The sequence below is a fragment of the Variovorax sp. dw_308 genome, assembly GCF_019207085.1.
Lineage (GTDB): Bacteria > Pseudomonadota > Gammaproteobacteria > Burkholderiales > Burkholderiaceae_C > Variovorax.
On sequence record NZ_JAATOM010000005.1, the window covers coordinates 52,595 to 68,314 of the forward strand.

Sequence of the window (15,720 nt, forward strand, 5' to 3'; positions counted from 1 at the left end):
CCCTACATTCTGAAATGCTCGCCAAGGTACACCCTGCGTACCTCCGCGTTGTCGACGATCTCCGAAGGCGTGCCTTGTGCCAGCACTTGCCCGTCGCTGATGATGAAAGCGTGATCGCAGATGCCCAGCGTTTCCCGCACGTTGTGGTCCGTAATGAGCACGCCGATGCCGCGCCCCTTCAGGAAACTGATGATCCGCTGGATCTCGATCACGGCGATCGGGTCGATCCCCGCGAAGGGCTCGTCCAGCAGGATGAAGCGCGGCTGCGTGGCCAGGGCCCGCGCAATTTCCACGCGACGGCGCTCGCCGCCCGACAGTGACAGTGCCGGGGAATCACGCAGATGTTCGACGCGCAGGTCGGTCAGCAGCTCGGTCAGGCGCTCCTCGATGCGCTCCTTGCCGAGCGGCACCCGCTTGCCGTTGGCATGGGTCTCGAACTGCAACTCCAGCACGGCGCGCACGTTCTGCTCGACCGTGAGCTTGCGGAAGATCGAGGCCTCCTGCGGCAGGTAGCTCAAGCCCATGCGCGCGCGGCGGTGGATCGGCATGTGCGCGATCGGTTCGCCATCGATGGTGATGTCGCCGGCATCGGCCCGGACCAGCCCGACGATCATGTAGAAGGACGTGGTCTTGCCGGCGCCGTTGGGGCCGAGCAATCCGACCACTTCGCCCTTCTGCACGCCGAGCGACACGTCCTTGACGACCATCCGGCTGCCATAGGACTTCTGCAGGCCGCGCGCTTCGAGGCGGCTGCCGTTGACCGCGACTGCCGCGACGGCGCCGCCGCCTGCCCCGAGCGAAGTCTCGCCGCCGCTGTCGATCATGGCGTTGTCGTTGCGCATCACGGGGGCGCTTCCCCACCGAGCGTGGTGGTGGAGCGCAGGCCGGCGCCAGGCGCCGGCGCGGGGGCCGGAGGCACGGAACCAGCCCGGGGACTGCCCGGCAATGCATTGGCAGGCGGGCGCGGCGTGAGCACGGCGCGCACGCGCGCGCCTTGCGTGCCGGACGACACGGCGGCGTCTGGCGGCACGGTGGAGCCGTTGACGGTGAAAGTGTCGTTGCTCTGGTCGTACACGATCAGCGGGCCGCTGCTTTCGTCGTTGACCTTGCTGCCGATGAGGCGCCGCATCACGGCGTGGCCGATGAATTTGACGTTGTCGGCGCGGCTGTCGTATTCGATGCGGTCGGATTCGCCCTCGATCCACTCGTCGCCGCCGGGTGCGTCGCGCTTCTGCTTGTAGTAGGCCAGCTTGCCGGGCGCGGCGGTGACCACGCCGTACTGGTAGCCCTCCGGGTCCTGCCGCACGTCGATGCGCGCGCCGCGGATGATGATCGTGCCCTTGGTCACGACCACCGCGCCGGTGAACACGCTGGTCTGCTTCAGGTCGTCGTAGCGCATGGCGTCCGACTCGATGTTCATCGGCTTGGCGCGGTCGGCCTTTTCAGCATGCGCGAGCGGCGCGCCCGCCACGGCAGCCAGCGCGAGCAGCCCGAGGGTTGCCTTGCATGCGGATTGAAGCGGGGTGAGGAGGTTGGGGCGCGTATTCATAAAGGCACGAAACTTGCTGCGCCCATTGTATGCGGCAGTCTGGCACGACCTTGACGAAAGGCCCAGTGCCAGAGGTCGATATTTCTACGGGTTGACTTTGTTCGCTCAACCCTTGCGGGCTTCGACAACCAGGTAGTCGGTGATCTGCAGCGCACGTTCCATGCTGCGGGCCAGTTCGCCGTCCACATACCAGCGACCGGCCACGCCGAACGCGGGAACGCCGGTGACCTGGTACTCGTTCTGCAATTGCGTGGCGCGCTTGGCCTTGCCGGCGACCGAGAAGGACTTGAACATCTCGCCGAACTTCTTGGCATCGAGTTCCGGCTGCTTGGCCACCCAGGCCAGGATCGCATCGTCGCCCATGACGGGCTGGCGCTGGCGGTGGATGGCGTCGAAGATCTTCAGCTGCATTTCATCGACCTTGCCCATCGCCTCCAGCGCGTAGTACATGCGCTGCTTGCTTTCGACGTCGTTGCCGACGAAGGCCACCGGCACGCGCCGGAAAGCAACCTGCGGCGGCAGTTTCTTGATCCAGGTCTCGAGGTCCGGCTCGAAGGCGGCGCAGTGCGGGCAGTTGTACGAGAAGAACTCGACCACCTCGACCTTGCCGGCCGGCGAATCCACCGGCGCGGGCTTGCCGAGCTTGATGTAGTCCTTGCCGGCCGAGAACATGGGCGCCTGCGCATGCGAAGGGCTGGCCAGGGGAAGCAGCCCGAGCGAAGTGGCGGCGAGCGAAAAATCACGACGATTCATTGAACAATTTCTCCAGTGCGGCTGACAGAGCCTGCCATGCAGCGCGAAGTTCCTCGCGCGCAAGCCCGGCCCATTCTCCCTGCAAGTTTCATTTGGTGGCGCGGCGTGCGGAGGCCCGCGATGGCGCCTACTTCTGCACCCGGACCAGGGCGGTATCCAGGCCGCCGCTGTCGAGCCGCTCCTTCAAGCGGTCGGCGTCGTCCTTTTTGCCGTACGGACCTGCGCGCACGCGGTAGACCGTGCGTCCGGCCTGCTCGCGTTCGGTGACCTTGGTCTCCACACCCATCAGCGACAACTTGGCGCGTTGCGCCTCGGCATCCTCGGTCGAGCGAAACGCGCCGGCCTGCACGAAGTACATGAAGGGGTCCGCGCCGGAAGAAGGCGCCGCGGCGGCCACCTGCGTGTTGCCGCCAGCGGTCTTCGAGCGGGCCAGGTCGCCGATCGGGTCGCTGGAGGAAGGCGGCAGGGCGTTGGCTTCGGCCGGCGTCACCGGCTTGGTGGCCGGCTTGGTGGTGGGGGCGACCACCACAGGTACCGGCGGCGTGGCCGGCGGATTGAGCGGGCCCACCGTGGCGGGCTGGGTCGCTGTCGCAGGCGCCGCGGCGACCGGCACCGGTGCCGCGGGAGGCTTGGCGCCGGCCTTGCCGGCCAGCGGCGCGTTCGGGTCCCAGTCGCGGTTCTTGCGGGCCTCGGCCTCGTCCTGCTCGGCGCCGCCGCGCTGCGTCTTGGTCATGAAGGGGATCGGCACCTTGGTCACATAGACCGCGATGCCCAGGGCCACTCCCAGGCCGATGACGAGCCCGATGATCAGGCCGATGACTACATTGCCGCTTTGTCGTTTTTTCATGGATGTCACATTCTCTCCGGCGCGCTGACGCCGAGCACCGCCAGGCCATTGTGCAGCACCTGCGCGCATGCGGCGACCAGCGCCAGGCGGGCGTTCTTCAGCGTTTCGTCGTCGACGAGCACACGCTCGGCATCGTAGTAGCTGTGCAAATTGGCAGCCAGTTCACGGAGGTAAAAAGTGACATCGTGCGGGGCGAAATCGCGGGCCGCGGCCGTGAGCATTTCCGGGTACTTGGCAAGTTGCAGCATCAGCGTCTGTGCCTGCGGCGCCTGCAGCGGCGACAGGTCGACGTCTTGCAGCGAAGCGACGTCGCCGCCCCAGTCGCGCAGCATCTTGCAGATGCGGGCATGGGCGTACTGCACGTAGTAGACCGGGTTGTCGTTGTTCTGCGCGAGCGCCAGGTCGATGTCGAAGGTGTACTCGGTGTCGGGCTTGCGGCTGAGCAGGAAGAAGCGCACGGCGTCGGTGCTGGTCCACTCGATCAGGTCGCGCAGGGTGACGTAGCTGCCGGCGCGCTTGCTGATCTTGACTTCCTCGCCGCCGCGCACCACGCGCACCATGGTGTGGAGCACGTAGTCCGGGTAGCCCGTGGGGATGCCCTCGCCCGCCGCCTGCAGGCCGGCGCGCACGCGTGCGATGGTGCCGTGGTGGTCGGTGCCCTGGATGTTCACGACCTTGTGGAAGCCGCGCTCCCACTTGGCGATGTGGTACGCCACGTCGGGCACGAAGTAGGTGAAGGTGCCGTCTTGCTTCCGCATGACGCGGTCCTTGTCGTCGCCGTAGTCGGTGGACTTGAGCCACAGGGCGCCGTCCTGCTCGTAGGTCTTGCCGTTGGCGACCAGGCGCTTCACCGTCGCCTCGACCCGGCCGCTGGTGTACAGGCTCGATTCCAGGTAGTAGTGGTCGAACTGCACCTGGAAGGCCTTCAAGTCCAGGTCCTGCTCGCGGCGCAGGTAGGCCACGGCGAAGCCGCGGATCGAGTCGATGTCGTCCACGTCGCCGCTGGCGGTGAACTCCCGGTCGTCGGACTTGACGGTCTTCTTCGCGAGGAAGTCGGCGGCGATGTCCGCGATGTAGTCCCCGTTGTAGAAGGCCTTGCTGGCGGGGTTGTCGGGGTCGGTCGGCCAGCACGCGTCGCCGGGCTTGAAGCCCTTGGCCCGCAGTTGCGTGCTGTTGGCCAGCGTCTGGATCTGCACGCCGGCGTCGTTGTAATAGAACTCGCGCCAGACCTTGTCGCCCTGCGTGGCGAGCAGGTTGCAGATGGCGTCGCCGAGCGCAGCCTGGCGGCCGTGGCCGACGTGCAGCGGACCGGTCGGGTTGGCCGAGACGAACTCGACCAGCACGCGTTCTTCGTTGGCGGGTTGCTGGCCGAACGCGGCGCCGTCGTGCAGCACCTCGCGCACGACCTGCTGCTTGGCAGCCGTCTTCAGGCGGATGTTGAGGAAGCCGGGGCCGGCGATCTCGACCGCGTCGACCCACCGGGCGAAGGCCGGCGTGGCCATGAGGGCGGCGCTCAGTTGCTCGGCGAGTTCGCGCGGCTTGCGCTGCAGCGGCTTGGCGAGCTGCATGGCGGCAGTGCTGGCGAAGTCGCCATGCGCTGCCACCTTGGGCGATTCGAAGATGGCCTTGGCGCTGGCGCCGGGCAGGAGGGATTCGAGCGTGCTCGCGAGTGCTGCAAGCAGCTCTTGTTTGACCAATAGCATTTGTGAATTTTACCGGGGCGAATTCAGACGGCCGCGCCGGTCATCCCGCGGACAGGGTCGCCCGTTAGGATGGTCGGCCCCGGAGCGGGGCACCTGTCACAACCCCTACCTTGCAAGGACATACACCATCATGAAGAAGCTCCTTTCCCTGGTCGCCACCACTGTCGCACTGGGCGCATGCCTCTCCTTCGGCGCGGCGCAAGCCCAAGACAAGGCCGCGGCACCTGCGGCAGCCGCCCCTGCAGCCGCAGCGGCTGGTGCAAGCTGCGACATGCAGGCCGCCGACAAGAAGCTCGCCGGCGCCGCCAAGAACAGCTTCGTCAAGAAGTGCGAGAAGGACACCAAGGCCGCCGTCGCGCCCGCTTGCGAAGCCAAGGCTGTCGACAAGAACGGCAAGGCCCTGGCCGGCGCCGCCAAGAACAGCTTCATGAAGAAGTGCGAAGCGGACGCGGCGAAGGGCTGATGCCCCGCCGCTGCCAGCGTTGAACCAAGGCCCGCCGCGTGCGGGCCTTGTTGCTTGTGCGTATGGCGCCTTACTTCAGCACGCCGAACAGGTTGTTGAAGTCATCGGTCCAGGCTTGCAGGCCCTCGATGGGCGTCACCGGCACGCTGGCGTTGCGGATCGATTCGCGGTCGAGGCTGGCGGCATTGCGCGCGACCAGCACCCAGTCGGTCCGGCGCAGCGCATCGTTGTGCTCGGCTTCGTCGTGCACGAGCACCGCGTGCAGCCCCTGCGCCTTGGCAATCTCCACGACCACTGGCGCCAGTGCGAGGAACCTGTTGGTCACGTGGAAGGCAATCACCCCGTCGGGCTTGACGTGGCGCAGGTAGACCTCCATCGCCTCCTCGGTGATGAGATGGATCGGCACCGAGTCACCCGAGAAAGCATCGACGGCCAGCACGTCGAACTGCTGCGGCTCCTCGCGCTCCAGCGCCAGCCGGGCATCGCCGAGCACGCGCTCGATCCTGGCGAGGCTGTCGTGCAGGAAGGTGAACTCGGTGTCGGCCAGCTCGAACACCTGCGGATTGATCTCGTAGACGCGGTACACGTCACCGGCGCGGCCATAGACCGCGAGCGTGCCGGCGCCCAGCCCGATCAGGCCGACGCGGCGCGGACCCTGCGGCGCCTCCGAGATGGCCAACCCGACGCCTGAGCTGGCACCGTAGTAGGTGGTCGGCTCGCGGCGCCTTGCCGGTGCGAGAAACTGCTCGCCGTGCTTGATGGAGCCATGGAACAACTTGCGCACGTTGTCCTCGGGATCGTCGCGGTGCGTGTCGCTGGTGGCCAGCGAGCCGTAGAAATTGCGTGTCATCTCGCGTGCGCCGGTGCTGTCGCTGCGCACCTGCAGTGCCAGGAATCCGGCGCAGCACGCGGCCACCGCCATGCCACCGGCCCAGCCAAGACGCCGGCCTCGCAGCACTGCAGCGCCAGCCAGCGCGCTGAGGATCAGGCCGAGACCCAGTTCGTAGTAAGCCGGCAGCACGTGCGGTGCGACGAGCCCGACCGCGATGCCGCCGATCGCGCCACCCAGCGACAGCATCAGGTAGAAGCGCGTGAGGTAATGCGGCGCCGGCCGCATGCGCGCCATCTCGCCGTGGAAGAACATGCACAGCACGAAGAGGCCGATCACGTAGAGCGGCAATGCGGTCTTGACGTCGGAGCCCAGGCTGTCCTGCAGGCCGAAGGCGCACAGCACCAGCATCACCGCCGTGGCCGGCAGGAAGAAGCCCCTGCGGTACCAGCGGTCGCTTTCGAAGCACAGGACGAAGGTCAGCAGGTAGACCGACAACGGCAGCACCCAGAGGAAGGGGATGGCCGCGACGTTCTGCGTGATGTGGTTGGTGATGGCCAGCAACAGCCAGGATCCGAGCGCGGGCAGGCCGAGCCACAGCAGGTAGTCGGCGATGCCGGGCGCTTGAAGAGGTGTGGCCGACGCGGGCGTGGCCTCGGTGGCCTGGCCGGCCTCTGCGTTGGCCCCAGTCGACGCCGTGCCCTGCCGCGCCGCGTACAGCGTGGTGCCGATGCACAGCAGCACGAACGCCGCATAGGCCCACGACCAACCTTGCGCCTGCCGCAGTAGCGAGCTGTGGGGCTCGATCAGCACCGGGTAGCTCAGCAGCGAGGCCAGCGACGCGAGGTTCGACAGCGAGAAGTAGCGGTACACCTGCGCGCCCCAAGGCGTGCGCGAGAGCCAGGACTGCACCAGCGGCCCGGTGGTCGACAGCAGGAAATACGGCAGCCCGATGGTGCCCAGCAGCAGCCCGAGGATCCAGAGCGTCGGGTCTTCGGAGCCCGCGGGCTTCCAGCGGGCGCTGGTCACGATCGGCAGGAAGGCCAGGCTCACCAGCAGCAGCGCCACGTGCAGCCGCGCCTGCGCCTTCGCGCTGAGTCGCCGCGTCACCGCGTCGGAGTACGCATAGCCCGCCAGCAGCACGACCTGGAAGAACACCATGCAGATCGACCACACCGCGGCCGATCCGCCGAACCACGGCAGGATCTGCTTGGCGATCAGCGGCTGGACCAGGAACAGCAGGAAGGCACTCGTGAAGATCGTGCCGGCGAACAGAAGCTTGATGTACCCAGGACTCACGCGCCCTCCTCCCATGTGTTGTGTTTGTTGCGCGAGCCTGCGCCGGCCGCCACGGCCTACTTGCCGTAGCCCCGCGCCAGGAACACCGCGAACAGCGGGATGAGCGCGATCAGGTGGGCCTGGATCATCACGAGCTTGCGGGTCTTCTTCACTTCCGCCTCGGCGGGCAGCGCGCCGGTCGCCCGCAGCGTCTTGCGCCAGCGCATGTACGTGATCGTCGGGAAGGCGGAGACGATGCCCACGATGATGAACAGCGTGAGCTTGATGTGCAGCAAGGGGTTGGTCCAGTACCAGCCCGTGCCCTTGACGCCGAGCCAGGTGCGCAGCAAGCCGGTCAGCAGCACCAGCACGGCCGCGATGCCGTAGACCATGTCGACCCGCGCCAGCCGTTCCACGACTGCGGCGTTGAGCCACTCGATGCGGCACAACGCCGCTTCGCTCGCGATGAAGACCACCATCGTGAGGATGGCCAGCAGATGCAGGTAGGCAAGGATGGCTTCGAGGGTCATCGCCTCATTGTGCAAGCATCGTGCCCGGCCGGCTATGCGCGGCGGCCCCAGTACTCGGGCATGCCGTATTGCAGCTTGAGGAAGTCCAGCCACAGCCGCACGCGCAGGGGCAGGTGTTTGCGCTGCGGGAACACCGCATAGACGCCGTTCGGCGGCGCGGCGAAATCGTCGAGCAGGGGCACGAGCAGGCCGGCGTCGATCTCCGCCTCGACCTCCCAGTTGCTGCGCCATGCGATGCCGTGGCCGGCCAGGCACCAGTCGTGCAGGACCTGGCCGTCGGTGCAGTCGAGCGGGCCGCTGGGGCGCAGGTGGATCACCTCCTCGCCGCCTTCCGCGCCCGGCGCGGGTGGCAGCCGAAAGGCCCAGCCGCGGGTTTGCGAAGCGTCACTCGACAGCGTGAGGCAGGCAAAGCGCACGAGGTCCGCCGGATGTCGTGGCGCGCCATGTCGGCGGATGAACTCCGGCGTCGCGACACAGCGGCGGCGGTTGTCCGCGAGGCGCAGGCTCACGAGCGAGGAATCCGGCAGGTCGCCCACGCGCACGGCGCAGTCATAGCCTTCGCCGGCCACGTCGATCACGCGGTCGCTGAGGTTCAAGGAGATGCGCACTTCCGGATGCAGCGCATGGAAGCGCGGCACCAGCGGCGCGACATGGCGGCGGCCGAAGCCTGCCGGCGCCGTGACGCGCAAGTGGCCGCTGGCCTTGACGCCGCCGGCGCTCACGCTGGCCTCGGCATTGGCGAACTCGACCAGCAGGCGCTGGCAGTCTTCGAGGAAGGCGCTGCCCTCGTGCGTGAGCGTGATGCGCCGCGTGGTGCGCACGAGCAGCTTGACGCCGAGGCGCTCTTCGAGCGCATCGATGCGCCGGCCCATGATCGCGGGCGCCACGTTCTCCGCCTTGGCCGCGGCCGTCAGGCTGCCGCGGGTGGCGACGGAGACGAAGGATTCGAGTTGCTTGAGGCGGTCCATCGCGAGGGCTTCTGGTTCATTTCAACAACGCGCGCACCGTCGCCAACGGCAGGAACAGCGTCAACGGTCCGGATCCAGCGAAGCAACGCGAAACGATACCGACCTCACTTCGCGTTCAGCAGCTTGCGCCGTCGAGAAAAGGCGCGACGCAATGCCGCAGTGGGCTTGGGTGGGGCAAGCAGCGCTTGCGCCAGGGTCTCCTGATCTGCCATCGACAGGCGCTGGACTTCCCCCTCCTCTATTGCACGCTGCGCCGCGCACTGAACCGCTGACGCGATGAAATCGGTCATCAGGCGACCTTCGACTTCCGCAGCTCGTTTGAGCTTTGCGTGCAAGTCGGCGCTGATACGGGCTTCGAGGCGAGCGGTCTCGGCAGTCGATTGCATTTCAAATCTCCTTGCAGAAATTGTGCGGCAGTTTGCCGAATCCGCGATTCACTCGAGACGAAGCAGGGTCGTGCGGTCAAGCAAATGCTTGGGTTCAGTCTCCAGTCGTGATGTGTTGTGACTTCAGGGTTTCGATGTCCGCGTCGCTGTAGCCGACTTCCTTGAGCAACACATTCGTGTGCTCGCCGAGCAACGGCGGCTGCAGGCGGATGCCGGGGCGCTCGCCGCCGATCGTGAAAGGCATGAGCGGCACCTTCGACGTACTGCCGTCGTTCATGCGGATGGGCGCGAGGCCGCCGGTGGCGTTGAGGTGCGGGTCTTCGAACAGGTCTTGCGGCTTGGTGATCGGCGCGAAAGGCAGTTCGTTCTGCTCGAACACTTCGCTCAGTTCGGCGGCGCTGCGGCCGGCCAGGTGCGAGCGCAGGATCGGCATCATCCATTCGCGCGCGAGAACGCGGTCGTTGTTGGTCTTCAGGCGCGGGTCGGCCAGCATCTCCTCCAACCTGAAGGCCTTGCAGAAGATGGTCCACTGCTTGTCACTGACAGCCGCAAGGAAGATCTGCTCGCCGTCCTTCACGGTGAACACGTCGTACACGGCCCAGGCCGAGATGCGGCTGGGCATCGGGTCGGCCGCCTTGCCCGTGGCAGCGAACTGCATCATGTGCTGCGCGACAAGGAAGATGTTGTTCTCGAACAGCGCGGACTGCACCTCGCAGCCTTCGCCGGTCTGGTCGCGCTGGCGCAACGCGGCCATTGCGCCGATGGCGCCGAACATGCCGCCCATGATGTCGTTGACGCTGGTGCCCGCGCGCAGCGGGTCGCCGGAGCGGCCGGTCATGTAGGCCAAGCCTCCCATCATCTGGACGACTTCGTCCAGCGCGGTGCGGTGGTCGTACGGGCCGGGCAGGAAGCCCTTGTGGCTCACGTAGATGAGGCGCGGGTTGAGCTTCCTGAGACTCGCGTAATCGAGACCCAGCTTCTTCATCGTGCCGGGTTTGAAGTTCTCGCTGACGATGTCGGCGGTGGCGATCAGGCGCAGCGCGGCCTCGACGCCTTCGGGACGCTTGAGATCAAGCGCAATGCTCTTCTTGTTGCGGTTGAAGGTCGGGAAGAAGCCCGCGCCGGAGCCGAGCAGCCGGCGCGTGTTGTCGCCTTCGATCGGCTCGACCTTGACGACTTCGGCGCCGAGGTCGCCCAGCAGAAGTCCGCAGGTCGGGCCCATGACCATGTGGGTGAATTCGACGACGCGGATGCCGGCGTAGGGCAATGGCTTGGGGGCTTCAGACATTTGATGTGGTTCCTTGTTGCCTGAAGCCCTTCGGCAGGCCGGCTTCGGGGGTCATGCCGTAGACCGGCTCGCCGGGCAGGCCGGCGATCAGTGGTGCGCGTGCGGCCATCAGCTTGTCGAGGTCGATGCCGGTGCGCACACCCATCGCCTCGAACATGAAGACCAGGTCTTCGGTGACGACATTGCCCGATGCGCCCGGCGCATAGGGGCAGCCGCCAAGGCCGCCGAGCGACGAATCGAAGGTGCGAACGCCCTCTTCATACGCGGCAAGGCAGTTGGCCAGCCCGAGGCCGCGCGTGTTGTGCATGTGGGCCGCGCCGGCGTGCGCCCCCAGTTCGGCGCGCAGGCGCTTGAAGAGGCGGCGCACCTGCGCGGGGTTGGCATAGCCGACCGTGTCGGAGAGTCCCGATTCATCGGCGCCGGCGGCAATGCACTGCACGGCCAGCGCGATGACTTCGTCCTCCGGCACATCACCCTGCAGCGTGCAGCCGAAGGCGGTCGAGATGCCGGCCTCCAGCCGCACGTGCGGGGCCATGTCGCGGCGCAGCTCCGAAATGGCGCGCACCTCCTCGACCATTTGCTCGCGCGTCTTGCGCACGTTGGCCAGCGAATGCGCTGCGCTGGCCGACACCGGCATGGTGAGCTTGTGGACACCGGCCGCCAATGCGGCCTCGGCGCCGCGCCGATTGGGCACCAGCGCCATCACGGTCAGGCCGGGCAAGGTGATCGCATGGCGCACCACCTCGGCGGCGTCGGCCATCTGCGGCAGCAGCTTCGCGGGCACGAAGGACGCGACCTCGATCTCTCGCACGCCCGCCGCATGAAGCGCATCGATCCAGCGCAGCTTGTGAATCGTGGGCATCGTGGCCTTGACCGACTGCAGGCCGTCGCGCGGGCCGACCTCGCTGATCAGCACATCGGGGGATGTCATCTCTTTTCGTCTCCTTTGGCTTGACTGTTCCGTCTGATAGAACTATATTCCGTTAAACAGAATTAAATCGACGAATCACCCGCCTGTCAAGGAGACGCCATGCCACGCAAGCCCCAGACCGAATCCGTCTCCGACCTGAACGCCGCCCCCGGCGGCGCCGCCGCGGTCGACCGGGCACTGAGCCTGCTGGCAGCGTTCCAGCCGGGCGACGACGCCTTGTCGCTGGGCGATTTCGCGGCGCGTACGCAGCTCTACAAGAGCACTGTCCTGCGCCTGCTGGCCTCGCTGGAACATGCCGCGTTGATCCGGAGGCTGGACGACGGCCGCTATGCACTCGGCGCGGAGATTGCCCGCTTGCACGGCCTCTACGCCGCGGCCTTCTCCCTTGACCAGATCGTGCTGCCGGTGCTGCGCGACCTGGTCGCAGCCACCGGCGAGAGCGCGGCCTACCACGTCAGGCAAGGCCACGGCGCCGATGCCGTGCGCGTGTGCCTCTATCGCGTCGATTCGCCGCATCCCATTCGCGACCACATCAAGGCCGGCGACGTGCTCCCGCTGAACCAGGGCACCGGCGGCCGCGTACTCGGCGCCTTCGACACGGAAGCGCCCGCCCCCGCCGGCAAGGAAAAGACGCTCTACGCGAAGATCCGCAAGGACGGCTACTTCAGCAGTGTGGGCGACCGCCTTGCAGATGTCGCCGGCATCTCCGCGCCGGTGCTCGACGCACGGGGCGCCCTGGCCGCGGCCGTGACCCTCACGATGCCCGCGCATCGCTACGACCCCGCCTACATCGCGCCAGTTCTGGCTGCTGCAAAGCAACTCAATGGCCGCGTGTGAGCGGCGATTACCTGCGTTTACATCACAAATAACGGGATTCTTCGGCGATTAATCTTTGCCTCGGTATCCAATACAGTATCGACACGGGTTTTGCACCCACCCCTTTCATATACATCCCCCGAGGTTTTCCATATGACCGAACGCACCAACGTTCACGGCCTCCAGGTCGCGACCGAACTCCATCAATTCATCGAGCAGAAGGTCCTGCCCGCCACCGGCGTGGACAGCGCGAGCTTCTGGAAGGGTTTCGACGCGATCGTGGCCGACCTGGCGCCGAAGAACGCCGCCCTGCTGGCCGAGCGTGACCGCCTGCAGGCCGAGATGGATGCGTGGCACAAGGCCAACCCGGGCCAGATCAAGGACATGCCTGCGTATCGCGCCTTCCTCGAGAAGATCGGCTACCTTGTGCCGTCGCCGAAGGACGTGCAGACCACGACCTCGAACGTCGACGCCGAACTCGCGCAGCAAGCCGGCCCGCAACTGGTGGTGCCCATCCTCAATGCCCGCTACGCGCTGAACGCCGCCAACGCCCGTTGGGGCTCGCTGTACGACGCGCTCTACGGCACCGACGCCATCCCCGAGACCGACGGCGCCGAGAAAGGCAAGGGCTACAACCCGGTACGCGGCGCCAAGGTCATCGCTTTTGCGCGCAACGTGCTCGACCAAGCCGCGCCGCTGGCCAACGGCTCGCACAAGGACGCCACCGGCTACAGCGTCAAGGACGGCCAGCTGGTCATCGCGCTGCACAGCAGCAGCACGGCGCTCGCCGAACCGTCGCAGTTCATCGGCTACACGGGTGACGCGTCGGCGCCGAAGTCGGTACTGCTCAAGCACAACGGCATCCACCTCGACATCCAGATCGACCGCAGCACCGCCATCGGCAAGACCGACGCGGCCGGCATCAGCGACGTGGTGATGGAAGCCGCGCTCTCCACCATCCTCGACCTGGAAGACTCCGTGGCCGTGGTCGATGCGCAAGACAAGGTGGTCGCCTATGGCAACTGGCTCGGCATCCAGCTCGGCACGCTGACGGAAGAAGTGGCCAAGGGTGGCAAGACCTTCACGCGCGGCCTCAACCCCGATCGCGAATACACCGGTGCCGACGGCAAGCCCCTGAAGCTGCACGGCCGTTCGCTGATGTTCGTGCGCAATGTCGGCCACCTGATGACCAACCCGGCCATCCTGTACACCGGCGGCAAGGAAATCCCGGAAGGCATCCTGGACGCCGTCGTCACCACGACCATCGCCACCATCGACCTGAAGCGCAAGGGCAACTCGCGCACCGGCAGCATCTACATCGTGAAGCCGAAGATGCACGGCCCGGCCGAAGTCGCCTTCGCCAACGAGCTGTTCGGCCGCGTCGAGCAACTGCTGGGACTGCCGGCCAACACCGTGAAGCTCGGCATCATGGACGAGGAGCGCCGCACCAGCGTCAATCTCAAGGCCTGCATCGCCGCCGCTTCGGCGCGCGTGGCTTTCATCAACACCGGTTTCCTGGACCGCACCGGCGACGAGATGCACACCGGCATGCAGGCCGGCGCGATGCTGCGCAAGGGCGACATGAAGACCACGCCGTGGATCACCGCCTACGAGAAGAGCAACGTGCTGGTCGGCCTGGGCTGCGGCCTGCGCGGCAAGGCGCAGATCGGCAAGGGCATGTGGGCCATGCCCGACCTGATGGCCGACATGCTGAAGATCAAGATCGGCCACCCCAAGGCCGGCGCCAACACGGCCTGGGTGCCCTCGCCGACCGCCGCCACCCTGCATGCGCTGCACTACCACCAGGTCAACGTGGCCGAGGTGCAGAAGGAACTCGAGAAGATTGACGCCGACGCGCAACGCGATGCGATCCTCAACGACCTGCTGCAAGTGCCGGTATCGCCGACGACCAACTGGACTGCCGAAGAGAAGCAGCAGGAACTCGACAACAACGTGCAGGGCATCCTCGGCTACGTGGTGCGCTGGATCGACCAGGGCGTGGGCTGCTCGAAGGTGCCCGACATCCACAACGTCGGCCTGATGGAAGACCGCGCGACGCTGCGCATCAGCAGCCAGCACATCGCCAACTGGCTGCTGCATGGCATCGTGACGAAGGAGCAGGTGGATGCGACCTTCGAACGCATGGCCGCGGTGGTCGACAAGCAGAACGCGGGCGATCCGCTCTACAAGAACATGGCCGGCAACTTCAAGACCTCGGCCGCCTACATGGCTGCGCAAGACCTGGTGTTCAAGGGCATCGAGCAGCCGAGCGGCTACACCGAGCCGCTGCTGCATGCATGGCGGTTGAAGGTGAAGGGCGAGGCTTGATGGGCTGAGCGCCTCGCTGCGGCCGCACACGACGGCGCCTTCGGGCGCCGTTTTTGTGTTCACAGTGAGCACTCAAAAACTCGGTGCACAATCGATCTGTACATCTCTTGTCAACGAGGTACAGGATGCAAGAAACCCCCATTCCTCAAGCGCAAAACAACGATCAGGTGATATCTGCGCAGACCTTCGCAGCCAAGCTGGAAGAATGGCGCCGGGACTACTTCGGTGCGCCTGGCTGCCCTGACACAACGGATTGGGCAGACCCTTGGACTGAGGTTCGTGATGCCGCAGCAGGAAGGACGTCGCGGATCATGTGATCCGCTTCATCGCAGGGCGAGGGCGCCCTTAGGTATCACTCCACTTGCGCAACAGGTTGTGATACGCGCCGGTCAGCGTGCGCCGCGCCGACTCATCCGCGCCCGTCTGGTTCAGCCGCTGGATCGCGTTGTCCATGTCGAACAGCAAGGCGCGGTCGCCCACGTCGCGCACCAAGCTTTGGACCCAGAAGAAACAAGCGACTCGCACGCCGCGCGTGATCGGCGTCACGCGGTGCACGCTGGTGGCCGGATACAGCACCAGGTCGCCCGCCGCGAGCTTCACGGTCTGCATGCCATGCGTGTCCTCCATCTGCAGCTCGCCACCGTCATAGCTCGCAGGGTCCGACAGGAACAGCGTTGCCGAAAGATCGGTGCGCACCTTGCGGCCGTTGTACGGATGGATGCGCACGCCGCCGTCCACGTGCAGGCCGAAGGTCATGCCTTCGCTGTAGCGGTTGAACATCGGCGGGTAGAGGAAGTTCGGCAGCGCCGCGCTGATGAACGTCGGGTTGCGCTCCAGCGCGCTGGCGATGATGTCCTGGCAGGCCTGCGCCACCTCGGTGCGCTCGTCGATCTGCTGGTTGAACTTGACCGGCGCGCCCTGATGGCCGGCCGTGACGCGGCCATCGACCCAGGCGTCGCCGGCCGCATCGAGCCGCGCCCTCACCTGTGCGACGGCGTCGGCGTCGAGGACTTTCGGAATGCAGACCAGCATGGATGGAAGGACGGCGGCC

The 15,720-nt window shown here is 66.5% G+C and carries 15 protein-coding genes; 3 read left to right on the forward strand and 12 right to left on the reverse strand.

Annotation, left to right across the window (positions count from 1 at the left end; all coding sequences use genetic code 11):
- Positions 1 to 2 precede the first annotated feature (2 nt).
- From lptB to argS, 5 genes are all read right to left on the reverse strand, one after another.
- The gene (gene lptB, locus HCU76_RS12300; RefSeq protein ID WP_218509692.1) at positions 3 to 824 is read right to left on the reverse strand and encodes an LPS export ABC transporter ATP-binding protein; all 822 of its coding nucleotides are present in this window, start codon (positions 822 to 824) and stop codon (positions 3 to 5) included.
- Between the two features lie 17 nt (positions 825 to 841).
- Positions 842 to 1,549, reverse strand: a complete 708-nt coding sequence (gene lptA / locus HCU76_RS12305; RefSeq protein WP_218509437.1) for a lipopolysaccharide transport periplasmic protein LptA — start codon at positions 1,547 to 1,549, stop codon at positions 842 to 844.
- A 105-nt stretch (positions 1,550 to 1,654) separates the two neighbouring features.
- Positions 1,655 to 2,302 (reverse strand): thiol:disulfide interchange protein DsbA/DsbL, encoded by a 648-nt coding sequence (locus HCU76_RS12310; protein ID WP_218509438.1) that lies wholly within the window; start codon positions 2,300 to 2,302, stop codon positions 1,655 to 1,657.
- A gap of 127 nt (positions 2,303 to 2,429) precedes the next feature.
- Positions 2,430 to 3,149 carry an SPOR domain-containing protein gene (locus HCU76_RS12315; RefSeq protein ID WP_218509439.1) on the reverse strand — a complete coding sequence of 240 codons (720 nt, stop codon included), beginning with the start codon at positions 3,147 to 3,149 and terminating at the stop codon, positions 2,430 to 2,432.
- Positions 3,150 to 3,154: 5 nt separating this feature from the next.
- Positions 3,155 to 4,852, reverse strand: a complete 1,698-nt coding sequence (gene argS, locus HCU76_RS12320; RefSeq protein ID WP_218509440.1) for an arginine--tRNA ligase — start codon at positions 4,850 to 4,852, stop codon at positions 3,155 to 3,157.
- A gap of 130 nt (positions 4,853 to 4,982) precedes the next feature.
- Here argS and HCU76_RS12325 point away from each other — a divergent pair, with 130 nt between their 5' ends.
- Complete coding sequence (locus tag HCU76_RS12325; RefSeq protein WP_218509441.1) at positions 4,983 to 5,315, forward strand: hypothetical protein; 333 nt, start codon at positions 4,983 to 4,985, stop codon at positions 5,313 to 5,315.
- A gap of 70 nt (positions 5,316 to 5,385) precedes the next feature.
- On the opposite strand, the gene HCU76_RS12330 is transcribed toward HCU76_RS12325, so the two are convergent.
- The 6 genes from HCU76_RS12330 to HCU76_RS12355 form a co-directional block, all read right to left on the reverse strand.
- Complete coding sequence (locus HCU76_RS12330) at positions 5,386 to 7,443, reverse strand: spermidine synthase (protein ID WP_371319805.1); 2,058 nt, start codon at positions 7,441 to 7,443, stop codon at positions 5,386 to 5,388.
- A gap of 56 nt (positions 7,444 to 7,499) precedes the next feature.
- Entirely contained in the window at positions 7,500 to 7,952 is a 453-nt protein-coding gene (locus tag HCU76_RS12335; RefSeq protein WP_218509443.1) for a DUF2214 family protein, read from the reverse strand.
- Positions 7,953 to 7,984: 32 nt separating this feature from the next.
- Positions 7,985 to 8,920: a LysR family transcriptional regulator gene (locus HCU76_RS12340; RefSeq protein ID WP_218509444.1), complete on the reverse strand. Its 936-nt coding sequence runs from the start codon at positions 8,918 to 8,920 to the stop codon at positions 7,985 to 7,987.
- Positions 8,921 to 9,024: 104 nt separating this feature from the next.
- Positions 9,025 to 9,306 (reverse strand): DUF1778 domain-containing protein, encoded by a 282-nt coding sequence (locus HCU76_RS12345; protein WP_218509445.1) that lies wholly within the window; start codon positions 9,304 to 9,306, stop codon positions 9,025 to 9,027.
- 94 nt (positions 9,307 to 9,400) lie between these two features.
- Entirely contained in the window at positions 9,401 to 10,594 is a 1,194-nt protein-coding gene (locus HCU76_RS12350; RefSeq protein WP_218509446.1) for a CaiB/BaiF CoA-transferase family protein, read from the reverse strand.
- Positions 10,587 to 11,525: a hydroxymethylglutaryl-CoA lyase gene (locus HCU76_RS12355; protein ID WP_218509447.1), complete on the reverse strand. Its 939-nt coding sequence runs from the start codon at positions 11,523 to 11,525 to the stop codon at positions 10,587 to 10,589. The genes HCU76_RS12350 and HCU76_RS12355 overlap by 8 nt, the downstream gene beginning before the upstream one ends.
- Positions 11,526 to 11,624: 99 nt before the next feature.
- Here HCU76_RS12355 and HCU76_RS12360 point away from each other — a divergent pair, with 99 nt between their 5' ends.
- Both HCU76_RS12360 and HCU76_RS12365 read left to right on the forward strand, forming a co-directional pair.
- On the forward strand, positions 11,625 to 12,362 hold the full coding sequence (locus tag HCU76_RS12360; RefSeq protein WP_218509448.1) for an IclR family transcriptional regulator: 738 nt from the start codon (positions 11,625 to 11,627) through the stop codon (positions 12,360 to 12,362).
- 132 nt (positions 12,363 to 12,494) lie between these two features.
- Complete coding sequence (locus HCU76_RS12365; RefSeq protein WP_218509449.1) at positions 12,495 to 14,669, forward strand: malate synthase G; 2,175 nt, start codon at positions 12,495 to 12,497, stop codon at positions 14,667 to 14,669.
- A 345-nt stretch (positions 14,670 to 15,014) separates the two neighbouring features.
- Here the strand turns inward: HCU76_RS12365 and HCU76_RS12370 are convergent, their stop codons facing one another.
- A complete protein-coding gene (locus tag HCU76_RS12370; protein WP_218509450.1) occupies positions 15,015 to 15,701 on the reverse strand; it encodes a Fe2+-dependent dioxygenase in 687 nt (228 codons plus the stop codon).
- Between the last annotated feature and the right edge of the window lie 19 nt (positions 15,702 to 15,720).

Bases quoted from the DNA above. Each gene is read 5' to 3' on its own strand.
- lptB (WP_218509692.1), bottom strand. From the start codon at position 824: ATGATCGACAGCGGCGGCGAGACTTCGCTCGGGGCAGGCGGCGGCGCC.
- lptA (WP_218509437.1), bottom strand. From the start codon at position 1,549: ATGAATACGCGCCCCAACCTCCTCACCCCGCTTCAATCCGCATGCAAG.
- HCU76_RS12310 (WP_218509438.1), bottom strand. From the start codon at position 2,302: ATGAATCGTCGTGATTTTTCGCTCGCCGCCACTTCGCTCGGGCTGCTT.
- HCU76_RS12315 (WP_218509439.1), bottom strand. From the start codon at position 3,149: ATGAAAAAACGACAAAGCGGCAATGTAGTCATCGGCCTGATCATCGGG.
- argS (WP_218509440.1), bottom strand. From the start codon at position 4,852: ATGCTATTGGTCAAACAAGAGCTGCTTGCAGCACTCGCGAGCACGCTC.
- HCU76_RS12325 (WP_218509441.1), top strand. From the start codon at position 4,983: ATGAAGAAGCTCCTTTCCCTGGTCGCCACCACTGTCGCACTGGGCGCA.
- HCU76_RS12335 (WP_218509443.1), bottom strand. From the start codon at position 7,952: ATGACCCTCGAAGCCATCCTTGCCTACCTGCATCTGCTGGCCATCCTC.
- HCU76_RS12340 (WP_218509444.1), bottom strand. From the start codon at position 8,920: ATGGACCGCCTCAAGCAACTCGAATCCTTCGTCTCCGTCGCCACCCGC.
- HCU76_RS12345 (WP_218509445.1), bottom strand. From the start codon at position 9,306: ATGCAATCGACTGCCGAGACCGCTCGCCTCGAAGCCCGTATCAGCGCC.
- HCU76_RS12350 (WP_218509446.1), bottom strand. From the start codon at position 10,594: ATGTCTGAAGCCCCCAAGCCATTGCCCTACGCCGGCATCCGCGTCGTC.
- HCU76_RS12355 (WP_218509447.1), bottom strand. From the start codon at position 11,525: ATGACATCCCCCGATGTGCTGATCAGCGAGGTCGGCCCGCGCGACGGC.
- HCU76_RS12360 (WP_218509448.1), top strand. From the start codon at position 11,625: ATGCCACGCAAGCCCCAGACCGAATCCGTCTCCGACCTGAACGCCGCC.
- HCU76_RS12365 (WP_218509449.1), top strand. From the start codon at position 12,495: ATGACCGAACGCACCAACGTTCACGGCCTCCAGGTCGCGACCGAACTC.
- HCU76_RS12370 (WP_218509450.1), bottom strand. From the start codon at position 15,701: ATGCTGGTCTGCATTCCGAAAGTCCTCGACGCCGACGCCGTCGCACAG.